This is a genomic window from Jatrophihabitans sp. (assembly GCF_051960575.1).
GTDB lineage: Bacteria > Actinomycetota > Actinomycetes > Mycobacteriales > Jatrophihabitantaceae > JBQCEE01.
The window spans coordinates 30,056-45,543 of the sequence record NZ_JBQCEE010000420.1 but is presented as its reverse complement, the minus strand read 5'-3'; the positions used below and the strand labels follow the sequence as shown (position 1 = coordinate 45,543).

Here is a 15,488-nt window from a genome sequence, read left to right as displayed (position 1 = left end):
CGCCGACCCACCCGCCCCCGTCCTGTGAGGAGCGGGTGGATCAGCGACCCGGAGCAGGTGTCAGCGGCCTGCGGCCCGGGGCGTGCCGGCGAGAACCGGCAGCTCGGTGGCGGTGGAGATCTCGGCGGTGATGTCGGCGAACGCCTGCTTGCGCACCAGGTCGGGGCGCTGCAGCTTGTAGCCGAGCGCCAACTGCCCGTTGACGATCCGGTACCGGAACCGGGCCACCAGCTCGTACCGCGGCGACCCGTCGAACGGCTCGAGGCCGAGGGTGAAGACCGACGGGATGTCGATCGTCCCGGCCTTCCCGGCCGTCGCGTTCGTCGACTCCTCGTACCGCAGCTGCGTCTCACCGGACGACAGGCGGGTCGAGGACTTGAAGTCGACACCGGTCTTCGCGTGGAACGTCTGCGCGATCTCCAGCATCTCGGCCGCGGCCGGCTTGATGATCGCGGTCGCGCCGTCCTCGATGAACTCGGCGAACGAGGCCTGGCTCATCAGCTTCCCGTCGGCGCCGGCCCAGTGCTTCCAGTCCGGCGTCTCGGTCAGCGTGAGGACCGCGCGGTGCTCGGCCCACCCTGCGCCCATGGCGGACGCGTCGCCGATCATGTGGTCGTCGAGCACGGCGATGACGCGGCCCTTGTCGAGGTCGCCCCACAGGGTGGTGCCTTTCGCGTGCCGGTGCCGCTTCGTGTACTCGATCAGCGATCCCGCGTCGGTGACCAGCACGGTCCCCCGCTTGATCGACGGCTGGTCGGCGTACTGCTCGAAGTCGACCTTCTCGAGGTGCTGCCCGTGCTCAAGCACGAACCCGATGACGCGGTCCTCGACGAGCTCGATCACCTCGCGGGCGGCGGCGCGGTCGGCGAGGTCGGCGATCACTTCGCCGTCGGTGCGGTACTCGCTCATTCGGCACCGACCACCTTGGCCGCGGCGGGCGTGGGTTCATCGGCGAGCCGGACCGGGCCGACCGGCAGGGCCAGCTGGTTCGGGTCGTCACGGACGAGGTTGCGGTCCTTGTCGGGGAAGAACAGCGACGTCGTCCGGTCCTGCTTCGGCAGCACCAGACTGACCGCGTCGTCGACCTCGATCATGCCCGCCTTGTTGATCGACAGGGTCAGCTTCAGCGTCAGCGTCCCCTTCCGGTGCGTGTCGACCACCGCGGACGTCAACGCCTGCAGCGACGACGACAGCTCCCGGTGGGTCTTGCCGCGCTGCAACGCCTGCAGCACGTCGGCGAACGGGCGCGTCTGCACCTCGTCCTCCTGCGTGGGTGGGCTCTCGGCCACCGGCACCACTACCTCTCTCCTTCGGCCGGCACGCGCTGGTCGCGCCCGGACATCTGTTGCGGCGGGCAGTCCCCGCCGTGGTCGCCGAACATCGCGTCGGCGTCGCCCCCGCACCGCGGGCACGATGTGAGCTCCCGGCCGGTCGTGCCGTCGTAGAACCGGCGCGACGCGAACACCCGCGTCCCGGCACCGACCGCGTTCTTGTAGTCCAGGCCCGGCATGTCACGCCGCCCCGGTGAGGCGGTCGACGCCAGCTCGGATCAGCTGCCACAGCGGGTTCCGCGCCCACTCCCGCTCGAACAGCGACGACTGGTCGGCCGCGACCTCGGTCAGCGGCGGCACACCGTCGACCGGGATCGGGCGCGCGGCCCACCGCTGTACTTGCGCGGTCATCGTCCAGCCGTCACAGCGCGCGCACTCGATCTCGTACCGGGTGCCGGACGCGTTACCGCCGAGCGGCCGCCCGACCCACAGCGCGTCGTGCCCGCATGCGCACCGTGCGGTGAACCGCACCATCTCGGTCGCCGCCATCACGCGTCCTTCGCGTCCACGACCTGGTACAGCCGCACCCGCACACCCGGAGCGCCGGACGCGTCGAACGTCTCGCGGGGGAAGACCTTGTCGACGACGAGCCGCACGACCTGTGCGTCATCCCGGTATGCGCCCGCAGCCTGACCGGCGTCGAGCACGGCACGGACGAGCTTGTCGACGTCCGGGCGGGCGATCGGCCACGTCCGCCGACGCTTCGGCGCCGACGCCGGCTTCCGCATCGTGAACGTCACCTCGACCGCCAGCGGGCCGTCGATCGCGTCGACGATCCCGGCGCGGTCAAGCGCGTCCTCGAAGCACGACTGCACGTGCGTGCGCCACGGCTTCAACGCCTTCGACGACTCGACCATCCGACTGCCGCCGACGTGCCGCTTCGACCCCTGCGGCTTCGGCTCACCCAGCGCCTCCACGTACAGCCGCCCGACCAGCGTCGCCATCTGGGCGGCGCAGTACTGCGACGGCGCAGCCACGACACCAGTCACCGCTCCACTCCGATCTGGTCGGCGTACATCGCCGCAACCCACACGCCCTGCCCCACACCCGACGGGCCTCGGCGCCGCCCTGCCGCGACCAGCAGGCCGCTGCGTTCGAGCGCTTCGACGTCGGGCTGCACCTCGCCGTACGCGCGGCCGAGCGCCCCGCACAGGTCCTCGACCGTCACCCCGCGGCCTTCGGCGACCCGGGCCACGTCGAACACCTGCCGGCGTCGCGATCCCGGCCGCGGCAGCACCAGCGACCGGGACGACCGCGCCGCCCGGGCCGGGCGCCGCTGGCCGCGTGCCCGGCGCTGCTGCCGGCACGGGGTGCACCGCTCCCCCTTCGACTTCCACCAGTCCTCGATGGGCTGGTCGTCGAAGTAGTCCTCGCCGTGGAACACCTCCCGACCGCAGGAGACGCACCGCAGGAACGCACCGGGCATGATCAGACCCACGTCCGCGGCATCGTCGGCGGTACGTTGATGACCTTGCGCGGCACCTCGACCACTCGTTCGCGTGGCGCCGCGACGGACGAGCACAGCACCCGATCCGGCAGCACACGCTGCACCACGACGCTGCCGTCCGCCTGTGGCGGCGACACGACCAGCACCGGGCCGTCGGTGGGGCAGTCGTCAGCCGGGCGGAAGCCGAGGTGGATGTACTTGCAGGTGCGGCACAGCACGACGCCCGGCGCGGTCAGCGCGCGGAGGAACGGCGACCCGCAGCGGCGGCACGCCCCGATCGCCGGGATCGACTCGCGGATCGTCTTCGCGAGCGCGGCCATCGCCTCATTCGCCGACTTGCCAGCAGCGGTCAGGTCCTCGAACGCTGCGGCGACGTCGGCGAGGGTCTTCACCGGCCAGCCTCGAGGTCGGCGAAGAACTGGTCGTCCGGCTCGCGCGGGTCGACCATCTCCCCCGACTGCGGATCCACGCCCGGCGGCGGGACGTCGGCCTCATCGACGATCTCGGCGTCGAACACCTGGTCGCCGTTGTAGTTCGGGTTCGCACCCAGCTCCACCTCGGAGCGCAGCGGCGGCGACGCGACACCGAGCGCCCGGGCCCGCTCAGCCTGCGCGGCACCCGCCGCCGTGCCTGCGGCGCGCGCCATCGTCTCGAGGTACTCGGCGCTGGTCGGCACCCACTTGTGCAGGTGGTGGGCGGCGGTCTTCAGCCACATCGCCTCTTCCCACTTCACCCACGGCGAGTACTCCGACTGCGAGCCGGGCGAGACGTCGCGGGCAGCCTCGACCTGCTTGCGGTTCAGCACGACGACCTTCGACGTCGACCCCGACTTCATCACCGCGTACGCGTAGACACCACGCAGCCCGCCGCGGTCGTCGGCGAACCAGTCGACCTCGTGGAACGGGCGCTCCTGCGGCCCTTCCCACCGGCGCTGCGGGTCGACCCGGCCAGGCGTCCACACGAACGTGTCGCGTTCGCGGACGACCTCGACGATCACCGAGGCGACCGCGCCGGCGCGGTACATCATCTCGATCTCGCCCTGGTATCCGCGGACGCCGAGGATCTCGAGTTCGCCCTTCACCTTCCGCGGCGTCAGGTAGTACTGGTCCGTGCCCGGTTCGAGGCCCTGCCGGGCGGCGTCGAGCAGCGCCGACAGGAACGCGGCCGGGTTGTTCTGCGCCGCGACTTCGAGCTCGAACCGCTCGACCCACTCGCCGGAGGGCGCCTTGACGCGGACCTTCTTGCCTTTCTTCAGCGCGCCCTGAGCGACCCGCACCCACGTCGCGGGCTTGATGTGCGACGGGAGCACGGTCGCGAAGTCGCTGCTGTACTGCTCGATCAGGCCGCGCGCGGAGTTGTCTCGCTTCGCCACGTCGGTGCCCGGCTGTTGGCCACCGGCCGCCGACGGCGGCTGCTGCGCGCCGCCACCGTTGCTGCTGGTGGTGGTGCCGCGGGCCTGCGCGGCGTCCCTGATGCTGGTCACGATGCCTCCTGAAGGACTTCGATGTCGGGTGCGTCGAACGGGAGAGCCCGCTCGGCGACGAGGTACGGCGTGCCGCCGCCCTTGGACTGGCGTCGAGCGATCCGCCGCTCGCCGTACTGCGCGTACTGGGCGGTGCCCATGTGGTCGGCGAGCCGGGCGGTCTGCTCCTTCGCCACCAGCTCGGCGCGGGCGAGGTCGTGCCTCGCTTCGCAGTACGCCCGCGCGAGCGGCTCCGGCACCTGCACGCTGATCGGGTCGATTCCGGGCGACAGAGCCTTGACGATCTCGTAGGTGGAGTCGTGGCCGTCGATGTCCGGACGGACACCTGCGGCGACGTCCGCGAGGAACGCGGCGCCCTGCTCGCGCAGGAACGCCTGGTCGTCGGCCTTCGCCGGGACGAGGTACTCGCGGTGACGAGCCGACCCGCCGAAGAACACCGCGAAGTGCACCTCGTCGACGCCGAACACGTCGGCGTACCACTGGGCCTGGCAGTCGTAGTAGACCGGCACGTCCGCCGTCCCGGGCTCACCCCACTGCCAGTCCTGCAGGGCGAACTTCACCTCGAGCAGCGCCAGCCGTCCGTCCGCCTTCCGGATCAGCCCGTCCGGGTTGGACAGCTGCCACGGCCGGTCACGGTGCACCCACGTCCCGACACCGGTCTGCACGGTCCAGTCCGGGTGGTTCGCGGCGAACCGGGCCGCGATGATCGCCTCGAACTCGCGGCCGGCGCGCATCTCGTCGTTGTCGCGGTCCTCGACGAACAGCCCCGACTTGCGGTGCCACAGCGAGAACCGCGACTCCCATGGCGATAGGCCGACGACCGCGGCGACCTCGCTGCCGCCGAGCCGCGAGGCGCGGGCGGCGTGCCACTCCGGCGATCCGTGCTCGAACACGCCGACACGGACCGGGCCCGGGGTGGGGCAGAACTCGGCCTCGTGCGTCGCCGAGCGCTGCTCGGCCAGCTTCGCCGACGTCCGCGGCTCCGACGTCCAGCCGCAGCGGCAGTGCACGACGTGCCGCCGCACCAGCCGCCCGCCGCGGCCGGCCACCTCGATCCGCTCGACGCGGGTGTTGAGGCCGGTCACCGCTTGCCCCACTTCTCGATGACGCAGGTCCACGCGATCGACAGGACGACGGTCGCGAACAGGACGCCGGCGATAGACCAGTCGAAGGGGCGCATCAGTCGTCACCCCATGCGGCGCGGTCGGCGGCTCGGTCGGCCGCGGCCTCGTCCTTCGATGCCGGCCGGTAGCCGCGCTCGGCGAGGATCCGGCCGCGGCGCAGCGCTTGAGCGGCGGCCGCGGCGATCTGCTCCGGCGTCTGCGGCGGCAACGGAATCAGCGGCATCGCGCCGCACGACCAGCACTGACCGGTCGGGTAAGACCCGGCGTGCCCGTTGACGTCGCAGAACCGCACCCGGACCGCGGTCACGGCTGCACCGGCTTCCGGGTCGGCGAGATCAGCGTCTCGACGCGGTACTCGACGCAGGCGACGAGCCGCGCGACACTGCCCGCCGCCCACACCTCGGCCTGGTCGGAGGTCGGGAACGGGCCGTAGACCGTCGGCGCCGAGTCGGACCAAACCGCGGTGACGACCCACTGCTGCTGCGCGGTCATGACGCCGCCTGCACGGGCTGCTGCGCCAGGTCGGCGAGGTCAGCATCCTGCTGCGCGTGGTGGGCCTGCGCGAGCGCGATGTCGATGGCGTCGCGGAGCCGGATCAGGTGCTTGAAGTTCTCGGACGTGACTGCGATGTCGATCTCGCCGGTGCGCACAGTCGCGTACAAGTCGCCGGTGGACTCGTAGATGTAGCCGCGTGCGTGAAACCTCGTGGCGGCGTCCGGCCGGAACGAGACATCCATGCTCATCAAGCCACCACCGACAGGCGGCGCCCGAGCAGCAGGATCGCCTCGGCGTCCACGACCGCGTCGGCGAGGATCTGCTCGCAGTGCGCCTCGCCCCACGCCCGCCAGTCGCCGTCGCCGTCGATCTCGCAGACGACCTTCCCCCACGTCCGCGGGTCGGCCTCGCACTCGACGTAGTCGGCGAGGTGCTCGGCGACGCCGCGGAGCTTCACCTCGATGACCTGCCGGTCCACGCGGTGCCCCTGCATCGCGACCGCCGAGGCGGCGATGCCGACCGCGGCCTCCTGCTCGCCCGAGTCGAGGAGCCACGCCGCGATCAGGACCCGGTCGACGTCGACGTCATCCGCCCGCAACCAGCGCGGGATCGTCACTGTCATCACTACACTTCCCTTCGTCTAGGGCAGTCGGGCCCACTGGTCGCCAAACCAGCCCGGCTGCCCTTGCCTTGTGTTGTGGGTGTTGCTGGTGCCTGGGCCGCTCCCCCGCGGAGCCGCCCAGGCGGTCTGTGTCACGCCGACTTCGCCGGCGTCTCCTGCTGCTCGCTGGCCCGCTCGACCGCTTCCGCCTCGGCCCGCCGGGCACGGATCTGCGCGGCCCGCTCCGGGTCGGACAAGATCGCCCGGTACACCTCGGCAGCGGCGGCGATGCACTCCTCACGGGACGGCATCACGCACCCGCCCGGTCGAGTTCGTCGCTGGTGACGCCGAGGGCGTGGAGGTCGCAGCGGAACTGGCGGCGGATCGCGTCGGCGTCGGCGTCCATGCCGGGCTCGACCAGCGATGCCGCGAGGTCGGCGAGCATCGCGAGGTGACGGATCGCGTCGACACGACTGGTGGGCGCGAGCGTCTTCATGCTGTTGCCCGAGCGGCGATGTGCCCACCGTTTGTCACGGCGGCGCCACGAGAGGACTCGCGGAGTTCGAACAGTTCCTCCCAGGGCACGTCGAGCCGGCGGGCGATCTCCAACGCGAGGGGCTCGCTGATCGTGATCAGCTGACCGGACTCGATCAGGTAGATGGTGGTCTGCGACTTCTTGACGAGGAACGCGAGTTCGCGCTGCGTGAGACCACGCCGCTTGCGCCACCGCTGCACCGCTACCCCGTGCTCTCGGACCTTCATCCACCGGACCCTCTCGTACGGCTTCGGCCTGCGGCGTCCCATCTTGCTCTCCCCCATGTGATTTGACAAGTGATGTGCACACCGTACATCAGTACTTGTCAACTTGACAAGCGGTGTGCGTGCCACCATTCGGAGGCTGCAAGCGGGTCAGGTTGTCGGCGCTCCCGCGCGCCGTCATGGCTCAAGTGAAAGGTGGGCGGTGAGCATGGCCAACGTGAGACCGCTCCGGCCGCAGAGCCTGGCGGAGGTCGTCGACCTCGCCATGGAGAAACAGCAGGTCGACAGCGGTCGCGCGCTCGCCCGCCGATCCGAGGAACTCGACCTTGCACTCTCCTACACCGTCATCAACAACCTCCGCCGCAACCAGTACCTCCACCGCTTCACCGAGGAGAAGCGGGAACGGCTCGCAAAGCTCGCCGGTGTGCCTCGCCGGGTCGTCGACGAGCTGGCCGGCATTCGCTCACTCGCGCCGTTCAAGCTCCCCGAACGCGCAACCGAACTCACGGGCGACCAGCGCAAGGCAGTCCTCGCCGTGGTCAACGCGTTCATCGAGGCCAACGAAGCCGTCGAGCAGGCACAGGCAGATGCAGACATGGTCATCGCCGCGTACCGGCCCGATCAGCCCCCGGGCACCACCACCGACGACCAGCCGTAGCGGAAATTGTCTGACCTCACCCGCATGATCCGCCGCGTGTACCCCGACCCCTGGAAGCGGTTCGCCCGCGACTGGCCCGACATTCCCATCAAGTTCGCCGACCTCGGCGACATCTGGGCGCTTACCCGCTGGCGCGACGGCCGGCCAATCGACGTTCTGCTCCACTCCCGACTAACCCAGGTCGAACGGCGCGTAGCCATCACCCACGAGTGCGAGCACCTCGACCGAGGAGCGCCCTGCCAGACGTTGAAGGCATCCATCGAGCAGCGCGTCATCACCGCGACCGCCCGCTGGCTGCTACCCGACATTCACCGGCTTGCCGACGCTCTCGCGGTCTACGACATGCACCGAGCGGCGACCGAGCTATGGGTGACGTTCCCGCTCCTCATGGACCGCATCAAGAGCCTCACCGAGCAGGAGTGGCTGATCATCGAACAACGAAGGGAAGCAGCATGAAGTTGCTCATCGCGGCTTGCGGAGCGGTCTTGGCCGTTGCAGGTTGCACGGCCGGCAGCACGGTGACGACGACGGTGACCAAGACCGTCACGGAAACCGTCGGACCGAACGGAGCGGCCACCATATCCGGCGTCCCGCAGCTGAATGTTCAACCGTCATCGAACGCGGCCGCCCCCTCGACACCGAACGACACCTCTGTCGGAACGGGCTCGACGGTCACGGTGAAGTCGACCGGCAGCGATGGCTCGGACACCGCGGCGCAGGTCACTGTGCTTCCCGCGGTCGTGAAGCCGAGCGTTCTCGCCGCCCCTCACGAACACCTGGTCGGCTACGAGGTGACGATCGTCGGCGCCTCCGGCAAGTTCGACGTCAACCCAACGTTCTTCAGCGCCCAGAACGCGGCCGGCGACACCTATCAGACCGCGCTCGGCGACTACGACGGCGAACTTACGGACACCACGCTCACCGCTGGCCGGCGGATCCGCGGCCTGATCGCGTTCAACGTCCCCCGCGGCCAGAAGATCGCTTCGGTCTCGCTTAACGACCCCCTGGGTTCGCCTCTGCACACGTGGTCCGCGGGCTGACCGATGCCCGCTCGTCTTCGCCCTGTCACCGAATCGCCCCGTCGTGCGCTCGGCGTCGTCCGCGTCTCGAAAGAGCGCGACGAGATGGTCAGCCCGGAGATCCAGTGGACAGCGATCACCGACCACTGCACCCGACGCGGCTACCAGCTCGTCGGGCGCATCGAAGGGATCGACGAATCCGGCAGCCGCCGCAGGTCGCCGTGGTGGGCGAAGCTCGACCAGGCAGTCGGCCAAGTCGAGGCCGGCGACGTCGACGTCATCGTGGTGTGGCGGTTCGACCGCACCGCCCGAAACCGGCTGCGGTGGAACGTCGCGCTCGACCGGGTCGATGTCGCAGGCGGAGCGATCGAGTCCGCGACCGAACCGATCGACACGACGACCGCATCCGGCCGGTTCGCCCGCGGCATGCTCGGCGAGATGGCCGCCTACCGGGCCGAGGAGATCGGCTCAGTGTGGCGAGACGTCCACGCGCGCCGCACACGAGCAGGGCTGCCGGCAAACGGGAAACCACGGTTCGGCTACGACTACACCGACGGCAAGCACCGCCCCTCACCGGACACCGGGTCGGTGCTCGCCGCGCTGTACCGCAGGTACATCGCCGGGGAGTCGGCCTACGCGCTCGTCGAGTGGCTCAACCGCGAAGGGATCCGCACCGCGCCCGGCTACTCGACCAGCGGCCCCGGTGCGTGGACGCAACGGACGTTGCGGCGCGTCCTCGACTCCGGATTCGGCGCCGGGCTGCTCACTGTCGCAGGCGAGCACATCCCGGGTGCGCACGAGCCGGTCATCGACGAGAGGACATGGGCCGCCTACCAAGTCGCGCGGGCAGCCCGACGCACACTGCGCCGCTCAGAGCGGTCCCAGTACCTCCTCTCCGGAATGGTGCGGTGCATGGTCGACGTCGACGGCCAGCCCTGCGGATCCAGCATGGGCGGTGGCCAGTTCGGCAACGGCCACGTCGCGAAGTTCCGGTGCATCGCCGCCCACGCCGAACGGCGCCACCCCGGCGGGTACGTGACCATGCGCGTCGTCGAAGACGCCGTCCGCGCGTGGCTGCAAGACGTCGCCGACGAGGTCGACGAGACAACAGGGCAGGTCACACCCGCGTCGTCGATCAAGCGAGACGCCGACGCGCTCGCCCGCGAGATCAGCGACCTCGAGCAGCAGCTCGTGACCCTGTCGGTGCAACTTGCCCGCCGCATCGTCCCGGAGTCGGTCTACGAGGCCGCACGCGACCAGATCCTCGCCGAGCAGCGCCGACTCCGTGGCCAGCACGACCGGGCGCTCGTCGCGGTTCAGCGAGTCGACGCCGGCCCGATCGCGGCCGTCCTCGTCAAGGACTGGGACGTCGAAGCGTTGACGACCGCCGAGAAACGCGCTTTCGTGAGGAAGCTCCTCGCACGGGTCGAAGTCACGCCAGGCCGACCGAAAGCCACGATCACTTTGGTCCCGGCCTGGTAGGGCAAGAGGTACCAGTCACGACCGTCACCATGACCCAGCCGGGAACGTCACCGCGTTCCCGGTCGGGTGACCGTTGGTCGATCCGGCTCATCAGCCAGGCGTAGAGCAGGTGCATGGGGTTCTCCTTCTAGCGGGACAACGAGGTGAGGGTCAGCAGACCCGGGTAGAGGGCGAAGAGCACGGTCACGGGCAGCACGAGGAAGACGACCGGCGCCATCATCGAGATCTCCTTGCGGCCGCCCGCTTCGAGCAGGGCGCGCTTGCCGATCTCGCGGACGTCGACGGCCTGCGCGCGCAGCACCTCGGCGAGCGGGGTGCCGCGCTCGAGCGCGACGACGACGCCCTGCAGGAAGCGGGCGAACGGATCGAGCGTCGTCGTCTCGGCCAGGTCGGTGAGCGCCCGGGCGATCGGCACGCCCGACCGCGCCCGGCCGAGCGCCCGCTCGAGGTCTCGCGCCAGCTCCCCGCGGGTCAGCCGGCAGACCCGCTGCAGCGCGTCGAGCGGCGACTCGCCGGCGAGCACCGACAGGGCGAGCAGGTCGGCGACGACGGGAAACTCGGCGAGCATCGCCGCCTCGCGCTGCGCGAGCTGCCGGCTCAGGTACCAGTCGCGGGCGAGCAGACCACCGACGAGGCCACCGAGCCCGAGCAGCACGGCGAGCACGACGTTCACCCGGCCGGACGCGAGCCCGCCCAGCACCACCGCCAACGCCGAGGCGAGGGCGCCGCCGGCTCCCCACAGCACCTGCTCGATGCGGAACTCCTCGAGCGTCATCCCGGTCCCGAGACCGGCCAGCCGCCGGCGTACCGACGCCGCGCCGCCGAGCAGCTGGTCGACCCGCCCGACCAGTTCGCCGAGCGCGGGACCGAAGAGCCGCCGGGCCACCGTGAACGGCGCCGACGTCGCGTCGGGACGACTGAGGAGCCGCGACGGCGCAGGGGTGTCGGCGAGGTACGGCGCCATCCGCTCGCTCAACCGGATCGGCCGCATCGGCGGGGCGGCCCGCACGATGAGCACAACACCTGTTGCGGCGAGCAGCCCGAGGAGTGCACCGATGATCACCGCAGCACCCGCCGGTCCTCCGGCAGCCGTCCGATGCGCAGCATGATGCGGTAGGCGACGGCGCAGACGACCGCGCCGACGGCGAGCATGACGGTGCCGCCGGCACTGTCGTACGCGTGCAGCGTCGCCGACTGCGTGCCGAGCAACAGCAACACGACCCACGGTGCGGCGACGGCGAGCCGGGCCGCGTTCACCACCCACCCCTGCCGGGTCTCGAGCTCGGCGCGGGTTCGTGCGTCGGCGCGCAGCAGCTCGGACAGGGTGCGCAGCACGGTGCCGAGGTCGCTGCCGCCGACCTCACGCGCGACACGAATCGTCTCGCACACCCGGTCGCCGACCGGGTCGGCGAGGTCGTCCTTCAGCGCGTCGAGGCACTCGCCGAAGCGGCCGCTGGCGCGGTACGCCGCACCGAAGCGCGCGAACGGCGGTCGGAGTTCGGCCGGGCCACGTACCGCGAGCGCGGACAACCCCTCCGGCAGCGACAGCCCGGCGCGCACCGCGGACGCGAGATGGTCGATGGCCTCGGGCCACAGCTCTCGCAGCGCCGTCTGTCGCCGCCGGCGCAGCCGCCGGACGATCACCTCGGGCAGCGCCGCGCCGAACAGACCGAAGACCGCCGCGACGGTCACCGTGCGCGTCAGGCCCAGCACCAGTACCGCGGCGACCAGCGCGCAGAGAACCTGCGCGCCGATCACCTGCACCGGACCGACACCGTCGATGCCCGCCTGCCGCAGCACGTCGTTGCGGCGCTGCACCCACGACGGCCCGGACGACGAGCGCTGCGGCGCCCGCGGGCCGCTGCGCCAGATCAGCAGCACCCCGCCGCCGAGCATGAGACCGAGCAGCACCCCCATCACGACACCTCGGGCAGCCAGCGCTCGGAACGGTGACCGAGCGCGCGACGCACGTCGATGCCGGCCGCCTCGAACCGGTCGGCCCGCGGCGGGAAGCCGTCGCCGCGCTCGAGCCGGCCGCCGCGCAGGGCGAACAACTCGCTGGTCTCGATCACGTCGCCCTCGACCCGGCCGGTGACGCCGACGATCTCGCGCACCCGGCGCTGCCCGCTCGCGTCCATGGCCAGATGCACGACGACGTCGACGCTGCTCGCGACCGTCGGCACGACGAAGGCCGCCGACACGTTCTCGCCGGCGAGCAGCGGCAGCGTGCACATCTTCACCAGCGCCTCGCGCGCCGAGTTGGCGTGCAGCGTGCACATGCCGGGCAGGCCGCTGTTCAACGCGATGAGCAGGTCGAGGCACTCCTCCTGCCGCACCTCGCCGACGATGATGCGCGACGGGCGCATGCGCAGCGCCTCCTTGACCAGACGCCGCAACGCGATCTCGCCGGTGCCCTCGAGGTTCGCCTGACGCGTCTGCATCGCCACGACGTCCGGCGAGGACAGCGAGAGCTCGAAGACCTCCTCGACCGTGATCACCCGCTCGCGTCCGGGGATGGCGCCGCACAACGCGTTGAGCAGCGTCGTCTTGCCGGCCTGGGTGCCGCCCGCCACGAGGACGTTCAGCCCGGCCACGACGGCCGCTTCCAGGAAGTGCGCCGCCTGCTCGGTCAGCGAGCCCGCGCGCACGAGGTCGTCGAGCGAGCGCAGGTTCACCGCGAACTTGCGGATGTTGACCGCCATTCCAAATACACGAGTGATCCAGCCCCTACCGACCGCCACGAACGCTACGGCGGGACTGTCCGACTAACGGTGTTTCCGGCCTGACGCGCCGAGCGGGAGCTCGGCGGGAAGGGTTGGCGTCTGATGACGACGACACTGAACGATGTGGCGAAGAAGAAGGCTGAACCGTCGGCCGAGGCGCAGGCTGCGGCCGAGCTCGTCCGGCTGGCCAAGGAACAGGGCCTGTCCTTGACCGGCCCGGACGGACTGCTCAAACAGCTCACGAAGACGGTGCTCGAGACCTCGTTGAACGAGGAGATGACCGAGCACCTGGGCTATGAGAAGCACGACCCGGCCGGCGCCGGGACGGGCAACATCCGCAACGGCACCCGAGCCAAGACCGTGCTCACAGAGGCGAGCGGCCACGTCGAGATCGAGGTGCCGCGCGACCGGGCCGGCACGTTCGAGCCACAGATCGTGAAGAAGCGGCAACGGCGCCTGAACGGGGTCGACGAGGTCGTGCTCTCGCTCTATGCCAAGGGCCTGACCACCGGTGAGATCAGCGCGCACTTCGCTGAGATCTACGGTGCCTCGGTCAGCAAGGAGACGATCAGTCGGATCACCGACAAGGTGCTCGAGGAGATGACCGACTGGGCCGCCCGCCCGTTGGACGAGATCTACGCGGCGATCTTCATCGACGCGATCGTGGTCAAGGTCCGCGACGGGCAGGTCGCGAACCGGCCGTTCTACGCGGCCATCGGGGTCACGCTGGCCGGCGAACGCGACATCCTCGGGCTCTGGGCCGGCACTGGCGGTGAGGGTGCGAAGTTCTGGATGGCGGTGCTGACGGATCTGAAGAACCGCGGCGTCAAGGACAGCTTCTTCGTCGTCTGCGACGGCCTCAAGGGGCTGCCCGAGGTGGTGTCCAACGTCTGGCCGCAGGCGATCGTGCAGACCTGCATCATTCATCTGATCCGCAACACCTTCCGGCTCACCAGCCGCAAGTACTGGGACGAGATCAAGCGTGATCTGAAGCCGATCTACACCGCCGTCAACGCCACCGCGGCGAGGACGGCGTTCGACGACCTGGCCGAGAAGTGGGGTCCCCGCTACCCAGCCGTCGTGAGGCTCTGGGACAACGCCTGGGCCGAGTTCATCCCGTTCCTCGACTACGACGTCGAGATCCGGCGCGTCATCTGCAGCACCAACGCAATCGAGTCGCTCAACGCCCGCTACCGGCGCGCGATCAAGGCCGGCGGCCACTTCCCGAACGAGCTGGCCGCGTTGAAATGTCTCTACCTCGTGACCCGATCACTGGACCCGACCGGGCAGGGCCGGGCACGATGGACCATGCGGTGGAAGCCAGCGCTCAACGCGTTCGCGATCACCTTCGCCGACCGATTCCCGGCCGCCGAAACCTACTGATGAACACCGCCGGAAACACCGTTAGCGAGATAGACCCGCTACGGCCGCCACATCGCTCGTGTAGGCGCTTGGTGGTGGCGGTCGCTGATGGTGGTCACACAGTCCCTCGTCCTGCGCGTCGTTGTCAGTGGGTTGATATCCGGGCGAGGTAATTCTTCCGGGCGGCCGTGTCGATGTCGTCGAGGAAGACGGTGTCGGCGCCGAGGGTTGATCCGAGAGTGGCGGCGAGCCGTGTGGGAACGAATTTCATGGCGGCGGCGAGGCCCCCGGCGACTCGGGTGACGCGTACGAAGGGCTTGGGGCGTTCGATGAGCTCTGCGATGGCGGCGGCGATCTCTTCGGGTTCGGCGTTGCGGATGCCTTTGGCGCCGGCGGTGCCGGCAACCAGCTCGGTGTTGGTGAACGTGGGCCGTACGGAGGACAGTTGGATTCCGGATTTTCTGTACTCCCGCCTGGCCGCTTCGGTGAATCCGATGACGGCGAATTTGGTTCCGCAGTAGGTCGCGAGGCCTGGGACGGGCAGTTCGCCGGCGAGAGACGCAGTGTTGATGATGTGGCCGGTGCGTCGAGGCAGCATGCGGTGCAGAGCAAGTTTGGTGCCGAAGATGACGCCGAGCAGGTTGATCTCGACCTGGCGCCGGGTAATCGCGTCGGTCTCTTCGTGGGTGTGACCGGTGGGCATGATGCCGGCGTTGTTGATGACGACATCGAGCGGGCCGAGGCCGGCTTCGACGAGGTCGAAGAAGGCGCTGATGGAGTCTGGTTGGGTGACGTCGAGGGCGCAGGCGCAGGTGATGCCGAGTTCGTGGGCGGCGACCTTCAGTTGCTGTTCGTCGATGTCGCCGATGGCGACGCGGTGGCCGCGACGGAGGAGTTCTTTCGCTGTCTGGTAGCCGATGCCGCGGGCGGCGCCGGTGATGGCGACGACCTTGCTTCCGGTTGATGCGGTGCCGGTTTTCATGTGCTCTCCGTCGAAGACGTTC

At 70.1% G+C, this 15,488-nt stretch carries 23 protein-coding genes and 1 pseudogene; 5 read left to right on the top strand and 19 right to left on the bottom strand.

Annotated elements, in window-relative coordinates; genetic code table 11:
* Nucleotides 1-60 precede the first annotated feature (60 nt).
* From ACTHMS_RS23505 to ACTHMS_RS23435, 15 genes are all read right to left on the bottom strand, one after another.
* Complete coding sequence (locus ACTHMS_RS23505; RefSeq protein WP_440309079.1) at nt 61-909, bottom strand: DUF2303 family protein; 849 nt, start codon at nt 907-909, stop codon at nt 61-63.
* Nucleotides 906-1,298: a hypothetical protein gene (locus ACTHMS_RS23500; RefSeq protein ID WP_440309078.1), complete on the bottom strand. Its 393-nt coding sequence runs from the start codon at nt 1,296-1,298 to the stop codon at nt 906-908. Before ACTHMS_RS23500 ends, ACTHMS_RS23505 begins: the two co-directional genes overlap by 4 nt.
* Before the next feature lie 213 nt (nt 1,299-1,511).
* Complete coding sequence (locus ACTHMS_RS23495) at nt 1,512-1,820, bottom strand: hypothetical protein (RefSeq protein WP_440309077.1); 309 nt, start codon at nt 1,818-1,820, stop codon at nt 1,512-1,514.
* Nucleotides 1,820-2,320 carry a RusA family crossover junction endodeoxyribonuclease gene (locus ACTHMS_RS23490; protein ID WP_440309076.1) on the bottom strand — a complete coding sequence of 167 codons (501 nt, stop codon included), beginning with the start codon at nt 2,318-2,320 and terminating at the stop codon, nt 1,820-1,822. The genes ACTHMS_RS23495 and ACTHMS_RS23490 overlap by 1 nt, the downstream gene beginning before the upstream one ends.
* Nucleotides 2,317-2,757 (bottom strand): hypothetical protein, encoded by a 441-nt coding sequence (locus ACTHMS_RS23485; RefSeq protein WP_440309075.1) that lies wholly within the window; start codon nt 2,755-2,757, stop codon nt 2,317-2,319. The genes ACTHMS_RS23490 and ACTHMS_RS23485 overlap by 4 nt, the downstream gene beginning before the upstream one ends.
* A gap of 2 nt (nt 2,758-2,759) precedes the next feature.
* Nucleotides 2,760-3,170, bottom strand: coding sequence for a hypothetical protein (locus ACTHMS_RS23480; protein ID WP_440309074.1), 411 nt, complete (start codon nt 3,168-3,170; stop codon nt 2,760-2,762).
* Nucleotides 3,167-4,261 (bottom strand): recombinase RecT, encoded by a 1,095-nt coding sequence (locus tag ACTHMS_RS23475; RefSeq protein WP_440309073.1) that lies wholly within the window; start codon nt 4,259-4,261, stop codon nt 3,167-3,169. The genes ACTHMS_RS23480 and ACTHMS_RS23475 overlap by 4 nt, the downstream gene beginning before the upstream one ends.
* Nucleotides 4,258-5,346, bottom strand: coding sequence for a YqaJ viral recombinase family protein (locus tag ACTHMS_RS23470; protein ID WP_440309072.1), 1,089 nt, complete (start codon nt 5,344-5,346; stop codon nt 4,258-4,260). Before ACTHMS_RS23470 ends, ACTHMS_RS23475 begins: the two co-directional genes overlap by 4 nt.
* A 94-nt stretch (nt 5,347-5,440) precedes the next feature.
* Nucleotides 5,441-5,692: a hypothetical protein gene (locus ACTHMS_RS23465; protein ID WP_440309071.1), complete on the bottom strand. Its 252-nt coding sequence runs from the start codon at nt 5,690-5,692 to the stop codon at nt 5,441-5,443.
* The gene (locus ACTHMS_RS23460) at nt 5,689-5,877 is read right to left on the bottom strand and encodes a hypothetical protein (protein WP_440309070.1); all 189 of its coding nucleotides are present in this window, start codon (nt 5,875-5,877) and stop codon (nt 5,689-5,691) included. The genes ACTHMS_RS23465 and ACTHMS_RS23460 overlap by 4 nt, the downstream gene beginning before the upstream one ends.
* Complete coding sequence (locus tag ACTHMS_RS23455) at nt 5,874-6,128, bottom strand: hypothetical protein (protein ID WP_440309069.1); 255 nt, start codon at nt 6,126-6,128, stop codon at nt 5,874-5,876. Before ACTHMS_RS23455 ends, ACTHMS_RS23460 begins: the two co-directional genes overlap by 4 nt.
* Nucleotides 6,128-6,502 carry a hypothetical protein gene (locus ACTHMS_RS23450; protein WP_440309068.1) on the bottom strand — a complete coding sequence of 125 codons (375 nt, stop codon included), beginning with the start codon at nt 6,500-6,502 and terminating at the stop codon, nt 6,128-6,130. Before ACTHMS_RS23450 ends, ACTHMS_RS23455 begins: the two co-directional genes overlap by 1 nt.
* A 131-nt stretch (nt 6,503-6,633) precedes the next feature.
* Nucleotides 6,634-6,792: a hypothetical protein gene (locus ACTHMS_RS23445; protein WP_440309067.1), complete on the bottom strand. Its 159-nt coding sequence runs from the start codon at nt 6,790-6,792 to the stop codon at nt 6,634-6,636.
* Nucleotides 6,792-6,977 carry a hypothetical protein gene (locus ACTHMS_RS23440; RefSeq protein ID WP_440309066.1) on the bottom strand — a complete coding sequence of 62 codons (186 nt, stop codon included), beginning with the start codon at nt 6,975-6,977 and terminating at the stop codon, nt 6,792-6,794. The genes ACTHMS_RS23445 and ACTHMS_RS23440 overlap by 1 nt, the downstream gene beginning before the upstream one ends.
* Nucleotides 6,974-7,243: a helix-turn-helix transcriptional regulator gene (locus ACTHMS_RS23435; RefSeq protein ID WP_440309065.1), complete on the bottom strand. Its 270-nt coding sequence runs from the start codon at nt 7,241-7,243 to the stop codon at nt 6,974-6,976. Before ACTHMS_RS23435 ends, ACTHMS_RS23440 begins: the two co-directional genes overlap by 4 nt.
* A 199-nt stretch (nt 7,244-7,442) precedes the next feature.
* On the opposite strand from ACTHMS_RS23435, the gene ACTHMS_RS23430 reads away from it, so the two are divergent.
* The 4 genes from ACTHMS_RS23430 to ACTHMS_RS23415 are packed head-to-tail and all read left to right on the top strand — an operon-like array spanning nt 7,443 to nt 10,399.
* Nucleotides 7,443-7,898 (top strand): hypothetical protein, encoded by a 456-nt coding sequence (locus tag ACTHMS_RS23430; RefSeq protein ID WP_440309064.1) that lies wholly within the window; start codon nt 7,443-7,445, stop codon nt 7,896-7,898.
* A gap of 24 nt (nt 7,899-7,922) precedes the next feature.
* Entirely contained in the window at nt 7,923-8,354 is a 432-nt protein-coding gene (locus ACTHMS_RS23425) for a hypothetical protein (RefSeq protein WP_440309063.1), read from the top strand.
* Complete coding sequence (locus tag ACTHMS_RS23420) at nt 8,351-8,938, top strand: DUF4352 domain-containing protein (protein WP_440309062.1); 588 nt, start codon at nt 8,351-8,353, stop codon at nt 8,936-8,938. Before ACTHMS_RS23425 ends, ACTHMS_RS23420 begins: the two co-directional genes overlap by 4 nt.
* A gap of 3 nt (nt 8,939-8,941) precedes the next feature.
* The gene (locus ACTHMS_RS23415; protein ID WP_440309061.1) at nt 8,942-10,399 is read left to right on the top strand and encodes a recombinase family protein; all 1,458 of its coding nucleotides are present in this window, start codon (nt 8,942-8,944) and stop codon (nt 10,397-10,399) included.
* A gap of 127 nt (nt 10,400-10,526) precedes the next feature.
* Here ACTHMS_RS23415 and ACTHMS_RS23410 read toward each other — a convergent pair whose 3' ends face one another.
* The 3 genes and pseudogenes from ACTHMS_RS23410 to ACTHMS_RS23400 form a co-directional block, all read right to left on the bottom strand.
* Nucleotides 10,527-11,462, bottom strand: coding sequence for a type II secretion system F family protein (locus ACTHMS_RS23410; RefSeq protein WP_440309060.1), 936 nt, complete (start codon nt 11,460-11,462; stop codon nt 10,527-10,529).
* On the bottom strand, nt 11,459-12,316 hold the full coding sequence (locus ACTHMS_RS23405; RefSeq protein ID WP_440309059.1) for a type II secretion system F family protein: 858 nt from the start codon (nt 12,314-12,316) through the stop codon (nt 11,459-11,461). The genes ACTHMS_RS23410 and ACTHMS_RS23405 overlap by 4 nt, the downstream gene beginning before the upstream one ends.
* A pseudogene (locus ACTHMS_RS23400) lies at nt 12,316-13,098 on the bottom strand (CpaF family protein); the annotation flags it as partial. The gene ACTHMS_RS23405 and the pseudogene ACTHMS_RS23400, both read right to left, overlap by 1 nt.
* Nucleotides 13,099-13,224: 126 nt before the next feature.
* Between ACTHMS_RS23400 and ACTHMS_RS23395 the strand changes: the two are divergent.
* On the top strand, nt 13,225-14,505 hold the full coding sequence (locus tag ACTHMS_RS23395; RefSeq protein WP_440309058.1) for an IS256 family transposase: 1,281 nt from the start codon (nt 13,225-13,227) through the stop codon (nt 14,503-14,505).
* Between the two features lie 124 nt (nt 14,506-14,629).
* On the opposite strand, the gene ACTHMS_RS23390 is transcribed toward ACTHMS_RS23395, so the two are convergent.
* Complete coding sequence (locus ACTHMS_RS23390; protein WP_440309057.1) at nt 14,630-15,466, bottom strand: SDR family oxidoreductase; 837 nt, start codon at nt 15,464-15,466, stop codon at nt 14,630-14,632.
* Nucleotides 15,467-15,488: the final 22 nt, after the last annotated feature.

Coding starts and splice junctions, on each gene's coding strand:
- ACTHMS_RS23505 (WP_440309079.1), bottom strand. CDS start 909: ATGAGCGAGTACCGCACCGACGGCGAAGTGATCGCCGACCTCGCCGAC.
- ACTHMS_RS23495 (WP_440309077.1), bottom strand. CDS start 1,820: ATGGCGGCGACCGAGATGGTGCGGTTCACCGCACGGTGCGCATGCGGG.
- ACTHMS_RS23485 (WP_440309075.1), bottom strand. CDS start 2,757: ATGCCCGGTGCGTTCCTGCGGTGCGTCTCCTGCGGTCGGGAGGTGTTC.
- ACTHMS_RS23460 (WP_440309070.1), bottom strand. CDS start 5,877: ATGACCGCGCAGCAGCAGTGGGTCGTCACCGCGGTTTGGTCCGACTCG.
- ACTHMS_RS23455 (WP_440309069.1), bottom strand. CDS start 6,128: ATGAGCATGGATGTCTCGTTCCGGCCGGACGCCGCCACGAGGTTTCAC.
- ACTHMS_RS23450 (WP_440309068.1), bottom strand. CDS start 6,502: ATGACAGTGACGATCCCGCGCTGGTTGCGGGCGGATGACGTCGACGTC.
- ACTHMS_RS23445 (WP_440309067.1), bottom strand. CDS start 6,792: ATGCCGTCCCGTGAGGAGTGCATCGCCGCCGCTGCCGAGGTGTACCGG.
- ACTHMS_RS23440 (WP_440309066.1), bottom strand. CDS start 6,977: ATGAAGACGCTCGCGCCCACCAGTCGTGTCGACGCGATCCGTCACCTC.
- ACTHMS_RS23435 (WP_440309065.1), bottom strand. CDS start 7,243: ATGAAGGTCCGAGAGCACGGGGTAGCGGTGCAGCGGTGGCGCAAGCGG.
- ACTHMS_RS23425 (WP_440309063.1), top strand. CDS start 7,923: ATGATCCGCCGCGTGTACCCCGACCCCTGGAAGCGGTTCGCCCGCGAC.
- ACTHMS_RS23420 (WP_440309062.1), top strand. CDS start 8,351: ATGAAGTTGCTCATCGCGGCTTGCGGAGCGGTCTTGGCCGTTGCAGGT.
- ACTHMS_RS23415 (WP_440309061.1), top strand. CDS start 8,942: ATGCCCGCTCGTCTTCGCCCTGTCACCGAATCGCCCCGTCGTGCGCTC.
- ACTHMS_RS23405 (WP_440309059.1), bottom strand. CDS start 12,316: ATGGGGGTGCTGCTCGGTCTCATGCTCGGCGGCGGGGTGCTGCTGATC.
- ACTHMS_RS23395 (WP_440309058.1), top strand. CDS start 13,225: ATGACGACGACACTGAACGATGTGGCGAAGAAGAAGGCTGAACCGTCG.
- ACTHMS_RS23390 (WP_440309057.1), bottom strand. CDS start 15,466: ATGAAAACCGGCACCGCATCAACCGGAAGCAAGGTCGTCGCCATCACC.